Source organism: Variovorax sp. HW608 (assembly GCF_900090195.1).
Taxonomy (GTDB): domain Bacteria; phylum Pseudomonadota; class Gammaproteobacteria; order Burkholderiales; family Burkholderiaceae_C; genus Variovorax.
Genome location: NZ_LT607803.1, coordinates 4,703,386 through 4,721,555 on the forward strand (window position 1 = coordinate 4,703,386; position 18,170 = coordinate 4,721,555).

18 protein-coding genes are annotated in these 18,170 nt (G+C 66.4%); 7 read left to right on the forward strand and 11 right to left on the reverse strand.

All coding sequences use genetic code 11. From position 1 onward, the window contains the following. Nucleotides 1-88: 88 nt before the first annotated feature. The 6 genes from VAR608DRAFT_RS22215 (at nt 89) to VAR608DRAFT_RS22240 (ending at nt 5,338) form a co-directional block, all read left to right on the forward strand. Nucleotides 89-1,132, forward strand: a complete 1,044-nt coding sequence (locus VAR608DRAFT_RS22215; protein WP_088956034.1) for an aromatic ring-hydroxylating dioxygenase subunit alpha — start codon at nt 89-91, stop codon at nt 1,130-1,132. Nucleotides 1,133-1,193: 61 nt separating this feature from the next. Next, complete coding sequence (locus VAR608DRAFT_RS22220) at nt 1,194-1,718, forward strand: winged helix-turn-helix domain-containing protein (protein ID WP_088953016.1); 525 nt, start codon at nt 1,194-1,196, stop codon at nt 1,716-1,718. Next, nucleotides 1,636-2,259, forward strand: coding sequence for an IS630 family transposase (locus VAR608DRAFT_RS38095; RefSeq protein ID WP_231973569.1), 624 nt, complete (start codon nt 1,636-1,638; stop codon nt 2,257-2,259). Before VAR608DRAFT_RS22220 ends, VAR608DRAFT_RS38095 begins: the two co-directional genes overlap by 83 nt. 68 nt (nt 2,260-2,327) lie before the next feature. Further along, on the forward strand, nt 2,328-2,726 hold the full coding sequence (locus VAR608DRAFT_RS22230; protein ID WP_088956035.1) for an OsmC family protein: 399 nt from the start codon (nt 2,328-2,330) through the stop codon (nt 2,724-2,726). Nucleotides 2,727-2,806: 80 nt separating this feature from the next. Then, nucleotides 2,807-3,460 (forward strand): phosphatase PAP2 family protein, encoded by a 654-nt coding sequence (locus VAR608DRAFT_RS22235; protein ID WP_231972922.1) that lies wholly within the window; start codon nt 2,807-2,809, stop codon nt 3,458-3,460. A gap of 138 nt (nt 3,461-3,598) precedes the next feature. Beyond that, nucleotides 3,599-5,338, forward strand: coding sequence for an IS1634 family transposase (locus tag VAR608DRAFT_RS22240; RefSeq protein ID WP_088956037.1), 1,740 nt, complete (start codon nt 3,599-3,601; stop codon nt 5,336-5,338). An 88-nt stretch (nt 5,339-5,426) separates the two neighbouring features. Here VAR608DRAFT_RS22240 and VAR608DRAFT_RS22245 read toward each other — a convergent pair whose 3' ends face one another. The 9 genes from VAR608DRAFT_RS22245 to gcl form a co-directional block, all read right to left on the reverse strand. Continuing rightward, the gene (locus VAR608DRAFT_RS22245; RefSeq protein ID WP_088956038.1) at nt 5,427-5,741 is read right to left on the reverse strand and encodes an EthD family reductase; all 315 of its coding nucleotides are present in this window, start codon (nt 5,739-5,741) and stop codon (nt 5,427-5,429) included. A 68-nt stretch (nt 5,742-5,809) separates the two neighbouring features. Next, nucleotides 5,810-6,292 (reverse strand): nucleoside deaminase, encoded by a 483-nt coding sequence (locus VAR608DRAFT_RS22250; RefSeq protein WP_088956039.1) that lies wholly within the window; start codon nt 6,290-6,292, stop codon nt 5,810-5,812. Then, nucleotides 6,285-7,055 (reverse strand): ABC transporter permease, encoded by a 771-nt coding sequence (locus VAR608DRAFT_RS22255; RefSeq protein WP_088956040.1) that lies wholly within the window; start codon nt 7,053-7,055, stop codon nt 6,285-6,287. The genes VAR608DRAFT_RS22250 and VAR608DRAFT_RS22255 overlap by 8 nt, the downstream gene beginning before the upstream one ends. Nucleotides 7,056-7,059: 4 nt before the next feature. Then, on the reverse strand, nt 7,060-7,902 hold the full coding sequence (locus VAR608DRAFT_RS22260; RefSeq protein ID WP_088956041.1) for an ABC transporter ATP-binding protein: 843 nt from the start codon (nt 7,900-7,902) through the stop codon (nt 7,060-7,062). Beyond that, the gene (locus VAR608DRAFT_RS22265) at nt 7,902-8,930 is read right to left on the reverse strand and encodes an ABC transporter substrate-binding protein (RefSeq protein ID WP_088956042.1); all 1,029 of its coding nucleotides are present in this window, start codon (nt 8,928-8,930) and stop codon (nt 7,902-7,904) included. The genes VAR608DRAFT_RS22260 and VAR608DRAFT_RS22265 overlap by 1 nt, the downstream gene beginning before the upstream one ends. Before the next feature lie 190 nt (nt 8,931-9,120). Then, nucleotides 9,121-11,424, reverse strand: a complete 2,304-nt coding sequence (locus tag VAR608DRAFT_RS22270) for an NADP-dependent malic enzyme (RefSeq protein ID WP_088956043.1) — start codon at nt 11,422-11,424, stop codon at nt 9,121-9,123. A 395-nt stretch (nt 11,425-11,819) separates the two neighbouring features. Beyond that, nucleotides 11,820-12,848 carry a 2-hydroxy-3-oxopropionate reductase gene (locus VAR608DRAFT_RS22275; RefSeq protein ID WP_269458567.1) on the reverse strand — a complete coding sequence of 343 codons (1,029 nt, stop codon included), beginning with the start codon at nt 12,846-12,848 and terminating at the stop codon, nt 11,820-11,822. After that, nucleotides 12,754-13,533 (reverse strand): hydroxypyruvate isomerase, encoded by a 780-nt coding sequence (gene hyi, locus VAR608DRAFT_RS22280; RefSeq protein ID WP_088956045.1) that lies wholly within the window; start codon nt 13,531-13,533, stop codon nt 12,754-12,756. Before hyi ends, VAR608DRAFT_RS22275 begins: the two co-directional genes overlap by 95 nt. A 20-nt stretch (nt 13,534-13,553) precedes the next feature. After that, complete coding sequence (gcl, locus tag VAR608DRAFT_RS22285) at nt 13,554-15,347, reverse strand: glyoxylate carboligase (RefSeq protein ID WP_088956046.1); 1,794 nt, start codon at nt 15,345-15,347, stop codon at nt 13,554-13,556. Nucleotides 15,348-15,460: 113 nt separating this feature from the next. Between gcl and VAR608DRAFT_RS22290 the strand changes: the two genes are divergently transcribed. After that, nucleotides 15,461-16,372, forward strand: a complete 912-nt coding sequence (locus tag VAR608DRAFT_RS22290) for a LysR family transcriptional regulator (RefSeq protein WP_088956047.1) — start codon at nt 15,461-15,463, stop codon at nt 16,370-16,372. Nucleotides 16,373-16,375: 3 nt separating this feature from the next. Here the strand turns inward: VAR608DRAFT_RS22290 and VAR608DRAFT_RS22295 are convergent, their stop codons facing one another. Further along, on the reverse strand, nt 16,376-17,443 hold the full coding sequence (locus tag VAR608DRAFT_RS22295) for an AI-2E family transporter (RefSeq protein ID WP_088956048.1): 1,068 nt from the start codon (nt 17,441-17,443) through the stop codon (nt 16,376-16,378). A 27-nt stretch (nt 17,444-17,470) separates the two neighbouring features. Beyond that, nucleotides 17,471-18,169 carry a GntR family transcriptional regulator gene (locus VAR608DRAFT_RS22300; RefSeq protein WP_088956049.1) on the reverse strand — a complete coding sequence of 233 codons (699 nt, stop codon included), beginning with the start codon at nt 18,167-18,169 and terminating at the stop codon, nt 17,471-17,473. Nucleotide 18,170 lies beyond the last annotated feature (1 nt).

The window sequence follows — 18,170 nt, forward strand, 5'->3', positions numbered from 1 at the left end:
CAGAGTAGAAGCGTTCAGCCCGGCCCCGTCCGCGGTGGGAAATTGCTCTTTCATGGTCGTCCCCACGCACATCCGAAGGAGTCTTCCCATGCTCGTCACGCAGCAACCCGTCTTCCGCAAGTTCTGGCATGCCGTCATGCCGCTGGCCGCTCTGCAGCAGGGGCCCAGGCCCTTCACGCTGCTCGGCGAGAACATCGTGCTGTTCCTGGACGCCGACGGCCAGCCGGCCGCGCTGCGCGACCGCTGCTGCCATCGCACCGCGAAGCTCTCCAAGGGCTGGTGCGTGGATGCCGAGGGCAAGGCCTGCGGCCGGGGCGCGATCCAGTGCGGCTACCACGGCTGGACCTATGACCGCAGCGGCCAGGTGGTCCGCATTCCGCAGTACGGGCCCGAGCGCAGGATCTCGCTGGAGTACAGGACCACGGCCTACCACTGCGCCGCGCGCTACGGCTATGCCTGGGTTGCGCTGGAGGATCCGATCGCGGACATCCCGGCGGTCCCGGAATACGGCGATCCGGCCTGGCGCACGATCCATCAGTTCTACGAGGAGTGGCAAACCAGCCCGATGCGCGCGCTGGAGAACTCCTTCGACAATTCGCACTTCAGCTTCGTGCACCGCGCGACCTTCGGCGTGGCCGCAAGCCCGAAGCCGAGCAAGTACGAACTGGTCGAGAACGACGGCGGCTTCCATGCCGAGACGGTGATCGACGCCGTGAACCCCGCGAAGTTCCACCCCATCAGCGGCGTGACGGACCCGATCACCACGCGGCACATGCGCAATGCGTACTTCCTGCCGTTCTCGCGCCGGCTCGACATCGAATACCCCTCGGGCATCCGCCACATCATCATCAACTGCTTCACGCCGATCGACGACGCGCGCATCCAGCTGTGCCAATGGCTGTTCCGCAACGACACCGAGGCCGATTGCGCGGCGCGCATGCTGATCGACTTCGACCAGGAGATCACGCGCGAGGACAAGGACATCCTCGAATCCACCGACCCCGATGCGCTGGTCGACACGCGCCGGCGCGGCGTGGAGTATTCGATGGAGTCCGATCGCCCCGGCATGCTGATCCGCAAGCATCTGATGCAGTTGCTCGCCAGGCATGGCGAGAGCGAAGTGCACCGCTGATACCAATTTGCGTTCAATAGATTAGATATCATGTCTGTCCACGTACTTCAAGGAGTCGTGGATGAAGAGTCTGATCGTTGGGGATAAGGCGACCGTGATGCGCTTGGCAGAACGGCTCAAGCAAGCCGACAGCCATGCGCAGTACCAGCGCATCCAGTGCGTGCTGATCAGGGCCACGCTGGGCAGCTCGGCCGCGCAGATTGCACAGTTGCTGGGTTGGTCAACCACCACCGTGCATGTGATGCACTCTCGATGGGCCAAGGAAGGTGATGCCATCTTCGATCTTCGAGGCCGCGGTGGCAGACACCACCAGCATTTGAGCGCCGAACAGGAGCAGGAGTTGCTGGCACCCTTCGTCGAACGCGCACAGGCAGGCGGGATGTTGACGGTAGCTGAGATCCAGCAGGCCTACCAGAAGCAACTCGGCAAGGCGGTGGCGCCCTCGACGATCTATCGGCTGCTCGACCGTCACGGCTGGCGCAAGGTCGTGCCCCGGCCCCGGCATCCCAAGGCGGACGTCGCGGCACAGGCCGCCTTTAAAAAAACTCCGCCGCCAGGTACGCCAAGAGGTCGTGCGCCAGGCTGAACAAGGTCGCGCGGTGCGGCTGATGTTCCAGGACGAGGGGCGATTCGGATTGCTGGGCACGCCGCGTCGCTGCTGGGCGCCACACCGCATTCGACCTGTCGTCGGCGCTCGCCTGGAGCGCAAGTACATCTATGCCTTCAGTGCCGTCAGCCCACACGACGGCGTGATGGACAGCCTCGTGCTGCCCTGGGTGAACGCCGAGACCATGTCGCTATTCCTGGCCGAGGTCGCCCAGCGCCATGTCGAGGAATTCATCGTGATGGTCATGGACCAGGCGGGCTGGCATCTGGCAGGTCAACTCGCGGTCCCGGATCACATGCGACTGATCTACCTGCCTCCGTACAGCCCCGAACTCAACCCGGCCGAGCATCTGTGGGAGGCGATTCGCGAGGACTGCTTTGCCAACCATGTCTTCGCCAACCTCGACGCCGTCGAACGCGCCCTCACGACAGGGCTGGTGGCGCTCGAATCAGATCACGAGAGAACCCGATCGATGACCGGTTTCGATTGGATAACTTCTATATCTTTGAACGCAACTTAGTATGAGCCAGCCGGGGGTGGGCCGGGGCCGCTTGTGCGACCATCGTGCCCATCCCCAGGAGACCCAAAATGAGCATCACGGTCCGCCGCGACGACGTCAGCGGCACGCGGCACACGGTCCGCATTCGCGCCCACGAAATTCCGGTCGACGCGGCCGTTGCCGCCGGCGGCGCCGACGCCGGGCCGCAGCCGCATGACCTCTACGACGCTTCGCTCGGCGCCTGCAAGGCGCTCACCGTGCTGGTCTACGCCAGGCGCAAGGGGATCCCGGTGGAAGAGATCGAGGTCGTGGTCGACCGCGACGACAGCGAGGAGCGCCAGGGCACCTACCGGCTCGGCACTTCGCTGCGCGTGACGGGCGAGCTCAGCGAGGCGCAGCGCGAGGAGCTTCTGCGCGTGGCGGGCAAGTGCCCGCTGCACCGCCTGATGACCGAGGTGAAGACCGAGATCGAGACCAAGCTGGTCTGAGCCGGCCAGGCCGGAGGGAGGCGGCGGCAGCTCAGCGATAGAGAGATACCCTTGTTTCGCGTCGCGTTCAGCTTCCGCTCATGGAAGGAGCCTACGGTTTCGTCATGCCGGCTCGCCGCATCCGCCCACTCTTCGGTGCCTTGGTGCTGGGGCTGGTCGCGCTCGGCGCCCATGCCGGGGGCGGCCCGCTCGGCATCGACAGCGTGCTGAAATACGACCAGAGCGGAATCTGGTCGCGCAGCAACCAGAACGCCCTGCAGTACGGGGTCATCCTGTTCGAGGTGGCGGGCGCCGTGTGGCTCGGCAATGACGACGAGTTCGGTCACACGCTATGGCAGACGATCGATGCGTCGATCGCGTCCGGCGTGGCCGCGCAAGTGCTCAAGGAGACGACCGGACGGCCCCGGCCCATCAGCGGCGAGGGCCCCGATGCCTGGTTCAAGGGGCGCGGACACAACAGCTTCCCGAGTGGCGAGGTGGCGTTGCAGGCCAGCTTCGTGACACCGATCATCGTCAACTACGCCGCCCGCAATCCATGGGTCTGGGCGCTCGAGCTTCTGCCGCTGTACGACGGCGTCGCGCGCATGAAAGGCCAGGCGCACTGGCAGACCGACGTGCTCGCGGGCTGGGCGCTCGGCACCGCCACCGGCTATTTCGCCACCCGGTACGACACGCCGTTCTTCGTCGAGATTCTTCCGCGCGGATTGACCGTGGGCTACTCGACGAAGTTCTAGGCCGAACTTTGGGCACATGAAGTAGCTGGAACCCAAGCATGGCGCGGGTTCCAGCTATTTTTTGCCTCGTTTGTGTAGCCATGTAAATTGTGCAAATGCTTCTTGAATTTCGTCTATTGATGATCCATACATGAAGCCATGTACATCGAGGCCGTCCCCAACCGCGACTCGCCCCCCGCGATCCTGTTGCGCGAGTCCTATCGCGAAGACGGCAAGGTGCGCAAGCGCACGCTGGCCAATCTGTCGAGCCTGAGTGCGGAGGTCATAGAGGGCTTGAAGGTGTTGCTGCGCGGGGGCGTGGCCGTGCCCGACGCGCAGGAGGTCTTCAGCATCGAGCGCAGCCTGCCCCACGGCCATGTGGCCGCCGTGCTGGCGGCCGCGCGCCAATGCGACGCGCCGGCCTGGTTTGCCAGTGCGCCCGAGGACCTGCGCGCACTGTTGCTGGCCATGCTCGTCGCGCGCGTGCTCACGCCCGGCTCCAAGCTCGCGACCCATCGCATGCTGCACGACGACACCGCCACCCACTCGCTGGGCCGCGTGCTGGGTGTGGGTCAGTGCAGCGCCGATGATCTGTACCGTGCGCTGGACTGGCTGCACGGCGCGCAGCCGGCGATCGAGCGACGACTGGCGCGCAAGCATCTGGCCGGCAGCACCTTGGTGCTGTACGACCTCACCTCGACCTGGCTGACGGGACGCTGCTGCGAGCTGGCCGCGCGCGGCCATTCGCGCGACGGCAAGCGCGACGATCCACAGATCGTGTTCGGGCTGATCTGTACGCCCGAGGGGTGCCCGATCGCCGTCGAAGTGTTCGCCGGCAACACGGGCGACCCGGCCACGGTGGCCGAGCAGGTGGCCAAGCTCAAGCAGCGCTTTGGCATCGAACGCATCACGTGGGTGGGCGATCGCGGGATGCTGACCTCGGCACGCATCGAGCAGGTGCTCAAGCCGCAGGGCATGGACTGGATCAGCAGTCTGCGCGCGCCGCAAATCGCGCAGCTGGCCGCCGAGCTCGGGCCCTTCCAGCCGTCGCTGTTCGATGAGCGCAACCTCCTCGAAGTGCGCAGCGCTCACTTCCCCGGCGAGCGCCTGGTCGTGTGCCGCAACCCGCTCCTGGCGGCCGAGCGCGCGCGCAAGCGCGGCGAGTTGCTGGCGGCCACCGAGGCCGATCTGGGCAAGGTCGCCGCGGCCACGCAGCGTGCGCGCCAGCCGCTGCGCGGCGAGCAGGCCATCGCGTTGCGCGTGGGGCGCCTCATCGACCGCTTCAACGTGGCCAAGCACTTCGAGCTCACGATCACCGAGACGACCTTCGCATTCCGGCGCAAGGCCGATTCGATTGCCAGCGAGACCGCGCTGGACGGTCTGTACGTGATCCGCACCAGCTTGAGCGCCCAGCAACTCGATGCGGCCGCGGCGGTGGCCGCCTACAAGAGCCTGGCCCAGGTGGAGCGCGCGTTCCGCTCGATGAAGACCGTGGACCTGCATGTGCGGCCGGTCTTCCACTACAACACCGAGCGTGTTCGCGCGCATGTCTTCCTGTGCATGCTCGCCTACTACGTCGAGTGGCACCTGCGCGAGCGCCTGAAGCCTGTGCTGTTCGACGACGAGTTCCTCGAGCAGGCCCAAGGCCAGCGGGCTTCTCCGGTCGCCAAGGCGATGCGCTCCGAGCACGCCCGCGACAAGGACACATCCAAGCACGCCAGCGACGGATTACCGCTGCACAGCCTGCGCACGCTGCTGCAGGACCTGGCCACGCTCGCCTACAACATCACCCACACGAGCCTGAACCCGAACGCCAAGATCGTCATCACCACGCGGCCCACGCCGCTGCAGGACAAGGCCTTCAAGCTGCTCGGCGCCAATCCCGCCTGTACCCAGTAAGCCCACCCAGCCTCGCTGAACAAACTCAGCAGGATCAAGGGGTTGCGCTCATTCGAGGCTCAAAGTTCGGTCTAGGGGGAACACGCCCCTAGCCGACCACCACTTCGCTGATCTGCATCACCGGCTTGATATCGGTGTAGTTCGCGATGTCGCCGAGGATTTCCTTGGCATGCGGTTCGAACGCGGCCTGGAAGGCTTCGGCCGAATCGCAGAAGACATGGCACATGCCGACATACACCGGCGGCGCGCCGGGAGCGCCGCCGGCCAGCCCCTTGTCGATGGTGTAGGACTTGCACGCATCGCCCAGCAAGCGCTTGAGCATCGGCATGTGCGAATCGCGGTAGTAGTCGTGGTCGAAGCGGGACCCGGGCGTGTGCGGGTACATCACGCTGACTTTGATCATGTTGCGTCTCCTGTTGCCAAGCGAGGGAGCATAGGAGAACGCGCAGCCGCGAACAAGGCGCGGCGGACTCAGCGGCCGCGGGATTCCCAGAAACCGCGGTGCGTCGCGATCAGCTCCTCCGCGACCTCGGGCACCGGACCGTCGACCTCGATCGTCTTCTGGCCGCGCGCGAACAGCTCGCGGCAGGGCAGCGACAGCGTCGGGTTCTCGGGATGGTCGCCGGTGAGCGCGAGCAGCGCGGCTTCTTCCGCGCCGTAGACCACGCGCCCGATGTTGGCCCAGTAGATCGTCCCCGCGCACATCGCGCAGGGCTCGAAAGTGGTCACCAGCGTGCACTGCGCGAGGTAGTCGGCCGGGTAGTTCAGCGACGCGGTACGTGCGAGCGTGGCCTCGGCGTGCTGCACCGTGTCGATGTTGCCCTGCTCGGCGAGCACCGTTTCTCCGTCCGGCGCGACCAGGACCGCGCCGAAGGGATGGCGGCCCATCGCCATCGCGCGCCGCGCGACCTCGTTGGCGCGGCGCAGGGCCTTCAGCTTCTGTTCGTCATTCACCTTGCGAGCCCCGATGCGCCCAGGCGGTGGTGTGCTTCTCGACCGCGCTGAAGAGCTCGTACATCCCCATCGCCATCGCGCCCACCACCATCAGGCCCGCGAAGGCCAGGCCCATCTGCATCGACGAGCCGGCGGAGATCAGCAGGTAGCCGATGCCTTCGTTGGCCGCGGTCATCTCCGACACCGTGGTGCCGACGAAGGCCAGCGTGATCGCGACCTTGAGCGAGGCGTAGAAATACGGCAGCGAGCGCGGCAGGCCGATCTTCACCAGCACGTCCCAGCGCTTGGCGCCAAGCACGCGCAGCACGTCTTCCAGCTCGGGCTCGAGCGTCGCCAGGCCGGTCGCGATGTTGACCATGATCGGGAAGAAGCTGATGAGAAAGGCCGTGAGGATCGCCGGCCCGATGCCGATGCCGAACCAGACCACGAGGATAGGCACGAAGGCCGCCTTCGGCAATGCGTTGAAGGCGGTCATCAGCGGGTACACCGCCGCATAGGCCACGCGCGAGCTGCCGATCACGAAGCCCAGCAGCACGCCCACCACGATCGCGATGCCGAAGCCCGCCATCGTGACCCAGAAGGTGCGCCATGCGTGGCCGGCGATGACCTCCTTGAATTCCCAGAACTGCGTCCAGATGCGCCACGGGCTCGGAAAGATGAATTCCGACACGCCGAAGCCCGAGCAGATGATCTGCCACAGCACGATGACGGCAACCAGCAGCAGCCAGGGCGACCAGCGTTCGACTTGCTTGTTGTTCTTCATGTGACTACCGAGGAATCGCGGTGGCGGTCGAAGCGCCTTGGCTGCGGATCGCGCCGATGTGGCCGCGCAGCTCGTGGACGATGTCGGTGAACGCGCGGGTGTAGGTCAGTTCGAGCTCGCGCGGGCGCGGCAGGTCGATCTCGCGCTTGACGACGAAGCGGCCGGGGCTCTTGCTCATCACGTACACCGTGTCGGCGAGGAACACCGACTCGCGCAGGTCGTGCGTGACGAGGATCACGTTGAAGCGCTGCTCGGTCCAGAGGTCGCGCAGAATGCACCAGAGCTCCTCGCGCGTGAAGGCGTCGAGCGCGCCGAACGGCTCGTCGAGCAGCAGCATCTTCGGTTCATGGATGAGCGCGCGGCAGATGCTCGCGCGCTGCTGCATGCCGCCGGAAAGCTGCCATGGGAACTTGTCTTCATAGCCGCCGAGGCCGACCTTCTGCAGCAGGCTGCGGGCACGCTCCACGTATTCCTTGCGCCTGGCCTTGAAGGTGGAGCGGTACGGTTCGACGATCTCCAGCGGCAGCAGCACGTTGTCGACGGTGGTGCGCCACGGCAGCAGCGAAGGCGCCTGGAAGGCCATGCCCGAGATCTTCAGCGGCCCGGTGACCGGCTGTCCGTCGATGCGGATCCTGCCCATCGAAGGCATCTTGAGGCCCGTCGTGAGCTTCATGAAGGTCGACTTGCCGCAGCCCGAGGGCCCGACGATCGCGATGAATTCGCCGCGCGTGACCTGGAGGTCGATGGCCTCGACCGCGAAGTGGTTCGCGCGCAGCAGTTCTTCGTTGTAGGCGAGCCAGACGTCCTGGAAATCGACGAAGGGCGTGTGGTCCTGCTGCGCCTGCATTACTTGCGCAGGATGTTCAGTTCCGCCGCAGTCGGGAGCATCGATCCGTTCCACACCGCGTCGGGGTTCACGCGCGTCTTGGTGCCGAAGGCGTCGGACACCTGCGAGGCCATGAGCGCGAGGCGGCCGGCGTTGACCTGGCCGAAGCCTTCGGCGCGGGCGTCGGGCGTGTTCACCACGGTGTCGATCGCGAGCTTCAGGCGGCGGGTTTCGAGCTCGCTGTTCACGATGCCGTCGCGGGCCTTGATCGATTCGATGGCCACGGCCGGATTGGCGATCACTTCCTTCGCCCCCTTGGTGAAGGCTTGCAGGAAGGCCTTCACCGCCGCCGGGTTCTCCTTGATCAGCTTGGGCGAGACGATGATCGCGTTGCCGTAGAGCTTCACGCCGTAGTCGGGGTAGGGCAGGATCACCACGTCGGCCGCCTTCGCGCCGCGCGCTTCGAGGTTGAGCAGCGAGGTGAAGGTGAAGCCGGTGATGGCGTCGATGTCGCCGCGCATCAGCATGGTCTCGCGCAGGGTCGGGTCCATCGCGGTCCAGGTCACGGCGCCGATGTTGTTGGCCTTGGCGAAGATCGGGAACGAGCGGCGGCCGGCGTCGAACACCGGGGCGCCCATCTTCTTGCCGCTGAGGTCGGCGGGCTTGGTGATGCCGCTCTTCCTGAGCGCCATGACCGAGGCCGGCGTGTTGTTGTAGACCATCATCACCGCGACCGGCTTGTTCGGGCTGTCGGGGTTGTTGGCGTGGAATTCCATCAGCGCCGCGAGGTCGGCGAAGCCCATGTCGTAGGCGCCCGAGGCCACCCGCGTGACCGCGCCGCCGGAGCCGTTGCCTGCATCGACCGTCACGTCGAGGCCCGCGGCCTTGAAGTAGCCCTTGGCGGCGGGATGGGTGAAGAAGGCGCCGGGTCCTTCGAAGCGCCAGTCGAGCTGGAACTTGATCGGCGTGGTCTCCGCGTAGGCGGTGCCGAGGCCGAAAGAGAGCGCCGACGCGGCGAGGAAGGACTGGAGCAGTTGGCGCTTGTTCATTCGGATTCCGTTCAGTGATGTAACGAATTCAAGCAAAAACGGTGCCCGCACGCACTTGGTGCGAACCCTTCCGCTGTGCCAATGGGGTGCATGGCCGGCGGCCGTTGCCATCTTCATATCGGCAAAGTGGAAAAAGAAAAACGCCCCGCCGGGTGCACCGCGGCGGGGCGTCTCTTCCGAGTGCGCGAAATCAGCGTGCCGAGTTCGCGTTCGCCACCGCGAGCGCGGTCAGGTTGACCACGCGCCGCACGGTCGCCGAGGGGGTCAGGATGTGCGCCTGGCCTTCCGCGCCCATCAGGATCGGGCCGACCGTCACGCCGTTGCTGCCGGTCATCTTCAGCACGTTGAAGAGGATGTTGGCCGAGTCGAGATTCGGGCAGATCAGCAGGTTGGCTTCGCCGGCCAGCGTGCTCTCGGGCAGCGCCTTGCGGCGAACTTCTTCGGACAGGGCGGCGTCGCCGTGCATTTCGCCGTCGCATTCGATGTCGGGCGCCATCTTCGCGAACAACTCGCGGGCCTGGCGCATCTTCTTGGCCGAGCCGCGCTCGGAGGTGCCGAAGTTCGAGTGCGACAGGAAGGCCACCTTGGGCGGCAGGCCGAAGCGGCGCACTTCCTCGGCGGCCATGAGCGCGATCTTCGCCAGCGTCTCGGCGCTCGGGTCTTCATGCACGTTGGTGTCGGCGATGAAGAGGGTGTACTTGTCGAGCGTGAGCGCGTTGAGCGTCGCGAAGCCCGGCGCATCGGGCTTCTGCCCGAGGATGTTCTGCAGGATGCGCAAGTGGCTGTCGAAGCGCCCGACCAGGCCGCAGAGCATCGCGTCGGCATCGCCCAGGTGGACCATCAGCGAGGCGATGGTGGTGTTCGAGCGGCGCACCATGGCCTTCGATGCCTCGGGCGTGATGCCGCGGCGGCCCATGACCTTGTGGTAGGCCTCCCAGTAGGTGCGGAAGCGCGGATCGTCTTCGGGATCCACGCATTCGACGTCGGTGCCCGGACGGATGTGCAGGCCGGCCTTCTTGATGCGCGCCTCGATGACCGCGGGGCGGCCGATGAGGATCGGCTTGGCGAGGCCCTCGTCCACCGCGAGCTGGGCGGCGCGCAGCACACGGTCGTCCTCGCCTTCGGCATAGGCGACACGCTTGCGGGTTGCGCACTTGGCGGCGCTGAAAACCGGGCGCATGAACATGCCGGTCTGGTAGACGAAGCGTGTGAGGTGCTGGCGGTACGCCTCGAGGTCCTCGATCGGCCGGGTGGCGACGCCGGATTCCTGCGCGGCCTTGGCGACCGCCGGGGCGATGCGCAGGATCAGGCGCGCGTCGAAGGGCTTGGGGATGATGTAGTCGGGGCCGAAGGCCAGTTCCTGGCCGGCGTAGGCAGTGGCGACTTCCTCGCTGATGTCGGCCTTGGCGAGATCGGCGATCTCGCGCACGCAGGCGAGCTTCATTTCTTCCGTGATCTTGGTCGCGCCGCAGTCGAGCGCGCCGCGGAAGATGTACGGGAAGCACAGGACGTTGTTGACCTGGTTCGGGTAGTCGGAGCGGCCGGTGGCGACGATGCAGTCCGGGCGCACCGCCTTGGCGAGCTCGGGCCGGATCTCGGGTTCGGGGTTGGCGAGCGCGAGGATGATCGGCTGGCTGGCCATGCTCTTGACCATGTCCTGCGAGACCACGCCGGGCGCGGAGCAGCCGAGGAAGACGTCGGCGTCCTTCATGACGTCGGCGAGGGTGCGGGCGCCGGTGTCCTTCTGCGCGTAGCGGGTCTTCGAGTCGTCGAAGCCGCCGGGGCGGCCGATGTAGATCAGGCCCTTGGAATCGACCGCGTAGATGTTCGACGCCTTGGCGCCGAGGCCGACCATGACGTCGAGGCAGGCGATGGCGGCCGCGCCGGCGCCGGAGACGGCGATCTTGACGTCCCCGATCTTCTTGCCGACGAGTTCGAGGCCGTTGAGGAGCGCTGCGGCCGAGATGATGGCGGTGCCGTGCTGGTCGTCATGGAAGACTGGGATGTTCATGCGCTCGCGCAGCTTCTTCTCGATGTAGAAGCATTCGGGCGCCTTGATGTCCTCGAGGTTGATGCCGCCGAGGGTGGGTTCGAGCGAGGCGATGATGTCGACGAGCTTGTCGGGGTCGGTCTCGGCGAGTTCGATGTCGAACACGTCGACGCCGGCAAACTTCTTGAAGAGGCAGCCCTTGCCTTCCATCACCGGTTTGCTGGCGAGCGGCCCGATGTTGCCGAGGCCGAGGACGGCGGTGCCGTTGGTGACGACGCCGACGAGGTTGCCGCGCGAGGTGTATTCGGCGGCGAGGGACGGGTCGGCCTCGATGTCGAGGCAGGGATAGGCGACGCCGGGCGAGTAGGCGAGCGAGAGGTCGCGCTGGTTCAGAAGGGGCTTGGTGGGCGAGATCGAGATCTTGCCTTTGACCGGCGAGCGGTGGTATTCGCGAGCCGCGTCACGCAGCGCCTGTTCGGCGGGGGAAAGTTCTTTGTTGGCCATCGGTGTCTCCTTGCTTACTGGCTCAGGAGAGAGGCTAACGCAAAGTCGGGGCGGGAACGAGGGTGAAGCGCATCGATTGGTTCTGGAATCGATGCGGGATGTACATGGATGGGACTGGCGGGGTGCATGGGGTGTTTTTTCTGTGGGACGTCCGCCCGGTTTGCGGTGCGGCGCCGGGGGCTTCACTACGCCGGCCGCTGCGCGGCTGCCCTGCGGTGCTCGCCTTTCGCGGGGTCTCGCGCAAACTCGCTTCGCTCAGACAGCGCGAGCCCTGGTCCGCGAAAGGCTGCGCTCCTCGGCGGCGTAGAGGCGCCCCCGGCGCCGCACCGCCAACCGGGCTCCTGGTCGATCAACGGGGGCTCGTCTTCGACCTCGCGTTTTTGGTCCTGGGGGAACTAGCCTTGCGCTACCGGGTGATTCGCCATTGCTTCCAGCGCTCGAACCAGGGCTGAGTGGTCTTCCTGGGCGAATCCCAATGCGGCGCATGCGTTCATGAGCTGGGCTGCGCTGGCGGTCTGCGGCAAGGCGACACCCAGGGACCTGGCGCCCTGCAGCGCAAGGTTCAAATCCTTCTGATGCAGGGCGATGCGGAAACCCGGCGCGAAGGTGCGCTTGATCATCCGCTCGCCATGCACTTCCAGGATGCGCGAGGAGGCAAATCCACCCATCAGCGCCTGCCGCACCTTGGCCGGATCGGCGCCCGCCTTGGAGGCAAACACCAGCGCCTCGCCCACGGCGGCGATGTTGAGCGCCACGATGATCTGGTTCGCGACCTTGCAGACCTGCCCGTCGCCCACGTTGCCGACCAGCGTGATGTTCTTGCCCATCTTCTCCAGCAGCGGCCGCACCCGCGCGAAGCTGCCTTCGTCGCCGCCGCACATGATCGTGAGGCTCGCCGCCTTGGCACCCACTTCGCCGCCGGAGACCGGCGCATCGACGTAGCCGCAGCCCAGGTCGAGGATGCGCTTGGCGAATTCCTTCGTCGCGATCGGATCGATCGAGCTGCAGTCGACCACCACCTTGCCCTTGGTGAGCCCGGCGGCGACGCCGCCTTCGCCGAACAGCACCTTCTCCACGTCGGGCGTGTCCGGCACCATGAGGAAGATCACGTCCGCCTGCCTGGCCACATCGGTGGCCGTCGCGCAGACCAAGGCCTTCGAAGCGAAGGGCTCCGGCACCGGACCGCGCGTGTTCACATGGAGCTGGTGGCCGGCCTCCAGCAGGTGCCCCGCCATCGGCGCACCCATGATGCCGAGGCCGATGAAACCGATCTTCTGTGCGTTCGTGTTCGACATAGCGCGAGATTTCCTTCTTTTGTCCTGATGTGCGTTATTGCGTGAGTGCGGTGCGCCAGCCGAGGCCTTCGACCGTGCTGCCGCGCGGCTTGTATTCGCAGCCGATCCAGCCGTCGTAGCCGATCGAATCGATGTGCCTGAACAGCCACGGGTAGTTGATCTCGCCCGTGCCCGGCTCGCCGCGGCCCGGGTTGTCCGCGAGCTGGATGTGGCCGATGCGCGTGATGTGCTTCGAGAGCGTGTTGCCGAGCTCGCCTTCCATGCGCTGCGCGTGGTAGATGTCGTACTGCACCAGCAGATTCGCCGAGCCGACCTCGTCGAGGATCGACAGCGCCTGGTCGGTCCGGTTCAGGTAGAAGCCGGGGATGTCGAAGGTGTTGATCGGCTCGATCAGGAGCCGGATGCCGGCGGCCTGCAGTTCCTTCGCGGCGAAGCGCAGGTTGTCCACCGCCACCTTGCGCGCGTCGGCAGCGGTGACGCCGGCGGGCAGTTTGCCGAGCAGGCAATTGACCTTCGGGCAGCCCAGCGCGGTCGCGTACTCGATCGCGCGGCCGACGCCTTCGCGGAACTCGCCGACCCGATCCGGGTGGCAGCCGATGCCGCGCTCGCCGCCGTCCCAGTCGCCGGCCGGCAAGTTGTGCAGCACCTGCACCAGGCCGTTGTCCTTCAGTGCGGCGGCCAGTTCCTTCTTCTCGTAGGCGTAGGGAAAGAGGTACTCCACCGCCTTGAAGCCCGCCTGGGCGGCGGCTTCGAAACGCTGCATGAACGGCAGCTCGTTGAACAGCATCGTCAGGTTGGCTGCGAACTTGGGCATGTTGTCTGTCTCCTCGGGAATCAGTCGAGCATCGCGGCGGCGATCGCGGTGGGTGCGTCCGCGACGCTTTCCGCCAGCGGTTCGAATTCGTTGATGGCATCGATCTCGGTGCCCATCGCGATGTTGGTCACGCGCTCCAGCATCACCTCGATCACCACCGGCACCTTGAACTGCGCCATGAGCTGTTCGGCGCGCTGGATGGCCGGCGTCATCTCTTCCTGCTTGGTGACGCGGATGCCCTTGCAGCCCAGCCCTTCGACCACCTTGAGGTGGTCCACGCCGTAGCTGCGCTCGACGCCCGCGTCCTCGCCGGCGTTGATGTTGTCGAAGCCGAGCTGCACGCAGTAGTCCATCTCGAAGCCGCGCTGCGCCTGGCGGATGAGGCCGAGGTAGGAGTTGTTGACCACGATGTGGATGTACGGCAGCTTGAACTGGGCGCCCACGGCGAGCTCCTCGATCATGAACTGGAAGTCGTAGTCGCCCGAGAGCGCGACGATCTTGCGGCTCGGGTCCGCGGCGCGCACGCCGAGCGCCGCCGGAATCGTCCAGCCCAGCGGGCCGGCCTGGCCGCAGTTGATCCAGTGGCGCGGGTTGTAGACGTGCAGGAACTGCGCCGCCGCGATCTGCGACAGGCCGATGGTGCTCACGTAGCAGGTGTCGTGGCTGAAGTTGTTGTTCATGCACTGGTACACGCGCTGCGGCTTCATCGGCACGTCGCCGAAGTTGGTCTTGCGCAGCATGGTCTTCTTGCGGTCGCGGCATTCGCCGACCCACTTGGCGCGATCGGGCAACTGGCCCCTGGCCTTCATCTCCTCGGCGACTTCGACGAAGAGCTTCAGCGCCGCCTTGGCGTCCGAGACGATGCCGAAGTCGGGCGTGAAGACGCGGCCGATCTGCGTCGGTTCGATGTCCACGTGCACGAAGGTGCGGCCCTTGGTGTAGACCTCGACCGAGCCGGTGTGCCGGTTGGCCCAGCGGTTGCCGATGCCGAGCACGAAGTCGCTCGCAAGCATCGTCGCGTTGCCATAGCGGTGGCTGGTCTGCAGGCCGCACATGCCGGCCATCAGCGGATGGTCGTCGGGGATGGTGCCCCAGCCCATCAAGGTCGGGATCACCGGCACGCCGGTCGCCTCGGCGAAACGCACCAGCAGCTCGCTCGCATCGGCATTGATGATGCCGCCGCCGGCCACGATCAGCGGGCGCTCGGCGGCGTTGAGCATTGCGACCGCCTTCTCGATCTGGGCACGGGTGGCCTCGGGCTTGTAGGCCGCAAGCGGCTGGTAGGTGTCGATGTCGAACTCGATCTGCGCCATCTGCACGTCGAAGGGCAGGTCGATGAGCACCGGGCCCGGCCGGCCCGAGCGCATCAGGTGGAAGGCCTGCTGGAAGACCTGCGGCACCTGCCCGGGCTCGCGCACCGTGACCGACCACTTGGTGACCGGCTTGGAGATCGACTCGATGTCGACCGCCTGGAAGTCTTCCTTGTAGAGCCGGGCGCGCGGGGCCTGGCCGGTGATGCAGAGGATCGGGATCGAATCGGCCCAGGCCGAGTAGAGGCCGGTGATCATGTCCGTGCCGGCCGGGCCCGAGGTGCCGATGCACACGCCGATGTTGCCGGCGACGGCGCGGGTATAGCCCTCGGCCATGTGCGATGCGCCTTCGACGTGGCGCGCGAGGATGTGGGCGATGCTGCCTTGCTTGCGCAGCGCGGAATACAGCGGATTGATGGCGGCGCCGGGGACGCCGAAGGCCTGCGTCACGCCTTCCTTTTCCATCACGAGCACGGCGGCCTGGGCCGCGGTCATCTTTGCCATTTGAAGTCTCCTTGGGATGGACTCCACTGTAGGAAGAGGGGGCATGCGGCAGAAGACGCCTGAGGGCCATAAAGCCTATTCCGTGGCGGAATAGCTGGCGCTACCATGCGTCAATGGACCGACTGCTTGCGATGGAGATGTTCGTGCGCGTGGTGGAAACCGGCAGCTTTTCCAAGGCCGCCGGCGAGTTCAACACCACCCAGCCCACCGTGACCAAGCAGGTCGCGGCCACCGAGGCGCGCCTCAAGGCCCGCCTGCTCAACCGCAACACGCGCGGCGTGAGCCTGACCGAGGCGGGCGCGCTCTACTACGAGAAGTGCAAATCCATCGTCCGGGAGGCGGAGGAGGCCGACAGCATCGTCAAGCTGCAGCAGTCGCAGGCACAGGGGCTGCTGCGCATCGGCACCTCGACCGCATTCGGCCGCCGTGTCATCGTGCCGCTGGCGCTCGAGTTCATGGCGCGGCATCCGCAGGTGCAGGTCGATCTCAGCTTCGAGGACCGCTACGTGGACCTCGTCGCGCAGGGCATCGACGTGGCGATCCGCATGGGCAAGCTGGCCGATTCATCGCTGGGCGCGCGCTATCTCGGCATGAACCCGTGGGTGATGGTCGCGGCGCCCGACTATCTCAGGAAGCACGGCACGCCGAAGAAGGCGCAGGACCTGAGCGCGCACGTGGCGCTGATCTACAGCAGCGTGGTGGGGGATGACGTCTGGCACATGCACACGCCCAAGGGGGAGGCGGTGTCGGTGCCGGTGTCGGGGCGGCTGCGTTCCAACAACGTCTCGGCGGTGCTGGCGGCCGCGCGCGCGGGCCTCGGCATCGCGTTGATGCCGCGCTATGTGGCGAGCGATTCGCTCGTGTCGGGGCAGGTGGTCGAAGTGCTGTCCGACCACGGGCTGGCCGAGCAGGAAATCCACGCGGTGTTTCCGTCGCCGAAGCTGGTTCCGGGCAAGGTGTCTGCCTTCGTCGCGTTCCTCCAGGGGCGGTTCGGCGAGCAGTGGTGGCTCGGCGATCGCGGATGAGGGTCAGCGCGGCGGCGGCGTTTCCTCCGCGTTCGACGAAGCGAACAAGTCCCACGCCGCCATGAACAGCGCCGCGATCACCGGCCCGATCACGAAGCCGTTGATGCCGAAGAGCGCGATGCCGCCGATGGTGGACATCAAGACGATGTAGTCGGGCATCTGCGTGTCCTTGCCGACCAGGATCGGCCGCAGGATGTTGTCGACCAGCCCGATCACGAAGACGCCGATGAAGATCAGCACCAGTCCCTTCACGACGGCGCCGGTGGCGAGGAAATAGATCGCCACCGGTATCCAGATCAGCGCCGCGCCGACGGCCGGCAGCAGCGAGAGAAAGGCCATCAGAGAACCCCACAGCAGCGCGCCCTGCACGCCGAGGAACGAAAAGGTCACGCCGCCGATGAATCCCTGCACCACGGCGACCGCGACATTGCCCTTGATGGTGGCGCGGATCACGGCGGCGAACTTGGCGAACAGGTGATTGGTGTGCGCCCTGGTGAGCGGCAGCGCCGCGCGGACCGTCTTCGAAAGCTCGCGGCCGTCGCGAAGCAGGAAGTACAGCATGTACAGCATCAGGCCGAAGGCGATGATGAATTCGAAGGCGTTCTGGCCGATGGAGACCGCGCGCGTCGCGATGATCTGGCTGCCCCGCAGGGCCGAGGCAGAGAAGCGGCTGATGAATGCCTCGATGTTGGTGAGACCGAAGCGGTTGAGCTGCTCGACCGCCCAGTTGGGCAGGGCGTGCACGATCTGCTGGAAGTAGCCGGCGAAGCTGATGTCGCCGGATCGCACCTTCTGCGCGACGAAGGCCATCTCGTCGATCAGCGCGAGGATGATCGCCACCAGCGGGATGATGACGAGGACCATCGCGAGCAGCAGGGTGATGAGCGCCGCGAGATTGCGGCGGCCTTTCACCTTGATGACCACCCAGCGGTAGAACGGCGTGAAGAGGATCGCCAGCGCGACTGCCCACATGACCGCGCCGAAGAAGGGGAGAAGGATCCAGCCGAAGGCGAGCGTGACGATCGCCAGCAGGAAGAGAAAAACAGCGCGTTGGAGGGCTGGGGAATTCATGCCCGGCGATTCTCCCCCCGGCAGGCGCTAACGCGCGCTGCGGGGGAGCGCAACGGGCGCCAGCGTGGCGCGCAGGCGTTCGTTCTCGGTCGGGTCGGCGGCGGCTTCGACCTGCAGGGCTTCTTCGACATTGCCGATGTGGTCGAGCATCAGCTGGCGGGCGCGGGCGGTGTCGCCGTCCTCCAGCGCGGCGACGATGGCCGCGTGCTCGGCGCAGGACTGGTCGGCTTCGTGCTTGGACTGGAAGAGGGTGGCTGCGAGAGTGGTGCGCGCGGTGAGGTCGCGCAGCACATCGCACAGCAGGCGGTGGCCCATCTGGTCGGCCAGGCAGACGTGGAAGTCGGCCAAGAGGAAGGCGCGGGTGGCCGCATCGGCCCCGGCGATGGCGCGCTTCTCGTCGGCGATGTGTTCGCGCAGCTTGCGGATCACCTTCGAGAGCGGCCGGCCGGCTTCGGCGAGGATGCCGGACTCGACGATGCGGCGCGCGGCGAAGGCGTCGCGCGCATCCTCGGCCGAAGGCTCCACCACGAACCAGCCGCGGCGCGACTGCACCTCGACGAAGCCGCGCGCCTGCAGCTGCATCAGCGCCTCGCGCACCATGGTGCGGCTGACGCCGAAGTTCTCCGCCAGCGCCTGCTCGCCGAGCCGCTCGCCGGGCGCGAGCTTCTGCGCGAGGATGGCTTCGACCACGCGCTCGGCGATGGTGGTGGGCGTGACGTCGGTCATG

What these genes read in the sequence shown, in the direction of transcription:
- VAR608DRAFT_RS22215 (WP_088956034.1), top strand. Translation starts at nt 89, where the DNA reads ATGCTCGTCACGCAGCAACCCGTCTTCCGCAAGTTCTGGCATGCCGTC.
- VAR608DRAFT_RS22220 (WP_088953016.1), top strand. Translation starts at nt 1,194, where the DNA reads ATGAAGAGTCTGATCGTTGGGGATAAGGCGACCGTGATGCGCTTGGCA.
- VAR608DRAFT_RS22230 (WP_088956035.1), top strand. Translation starts at nt 2,328, where the DNA reads ATGAGCATCACGGTCCGCCGCGACGACGTCAGCGGCACGCGGCACACG.
- VAR608DRAFT_RS22235 (WP_231972922.1), top strand. Translation starts at nt 2,807, where the DNA reads ATGGAAGGAGCCTACGGTTTCGTCATGCCGGCTCGCCGCATCCGCCCA.
- VAR608DRAFT_RS22240 (WP_088956037.1), top strand. Translation starts at nt 3,599, where the DNA reads ATGTACATCGAGGCCGTCCCCAACCGCGACTCGCCCCCCGCGATCCTG.
- VAR608DRAFT_RS22245 (WP_088956038.1), bottom strand. Translation starts at nt 5,741, where the DNA reads ATGATCAAAGTCAGCGTGATGTACCCGCACACGCCCGGGTCCCGCTTC.
- VAR608DRAFT_RS22255 (WP_088956040.1), bottom strand. Translation starts at nt 7,055, where the DNA reads ATGAAGAACAACAAGCAAGTCGAACGCTGGTCGCCCTGGCTGCTGCTG.
- VAR608DRAFT_RS22260 (WP_088956041.1), bottom strand. Translation starts at nt 7,902, where the DNA reads ATGCAGGCGCAGCAGGACCACACGCCCTTCGTCGATTTCCAGGACGTC.
- VAR608DRAFT_RS22265 (WP_088956042.1), bottom strand. Translation starts at nt 8,930, where the DNA reads ATGAACAAGCGCCAACTGCTCCAGTCCTTCCTCGCCGCGTCGGCGCTC.
- VAR608DRAFT_RS22270 (WP_088956043.1), bottom strand. Translation starts at nt 11,424, where the DNA reads ATGGCCAACAAAGAACTTTCCCCCGCCGAACAGGCGCTGCGTGACGCG.
- hyi (WP_088956045.1), bottom strand. Translation starts at nt 13,533, where the DNA reads ATGCCCAAGTTCGCAGCCAACCTGACGATGCTGTTCAACGAGCTGCCG.
- gcl (WP_088956046.1), bottom strand. Translation starts at nt 15,347, where the DNA reads ATGGCAAAGATGACCGCGGCCCAGGCCGCCGTGCTCGTGATGGAAAAG.
- VAR608DRAFT_RS22290 (WP_088956047.1), top strand. Translation starts at nt 15,461, where the DNA reads ATGGACCGACTGCTTGCGATGGAGATGTTCGTGCGCGTGGTGGAAACC.
- VAR608DRAFT_RS22295 (WP_088956048.1), bottom strand. Translation starts at nt 17,443, where the DNA reads ATGAATTCCCCAGCCCTCCAACGCGCTGTTTTTCTCTTCCTGCTGGCG.
- VAR608DRAFT_RS22300 (WP_088956049.1), bottom strand. Translation starts at nt 18,169, where the DNA reads ATGACCGACGTCACGCCCACCACCATCGCCGAGCGCGTGGTCGAAGCC.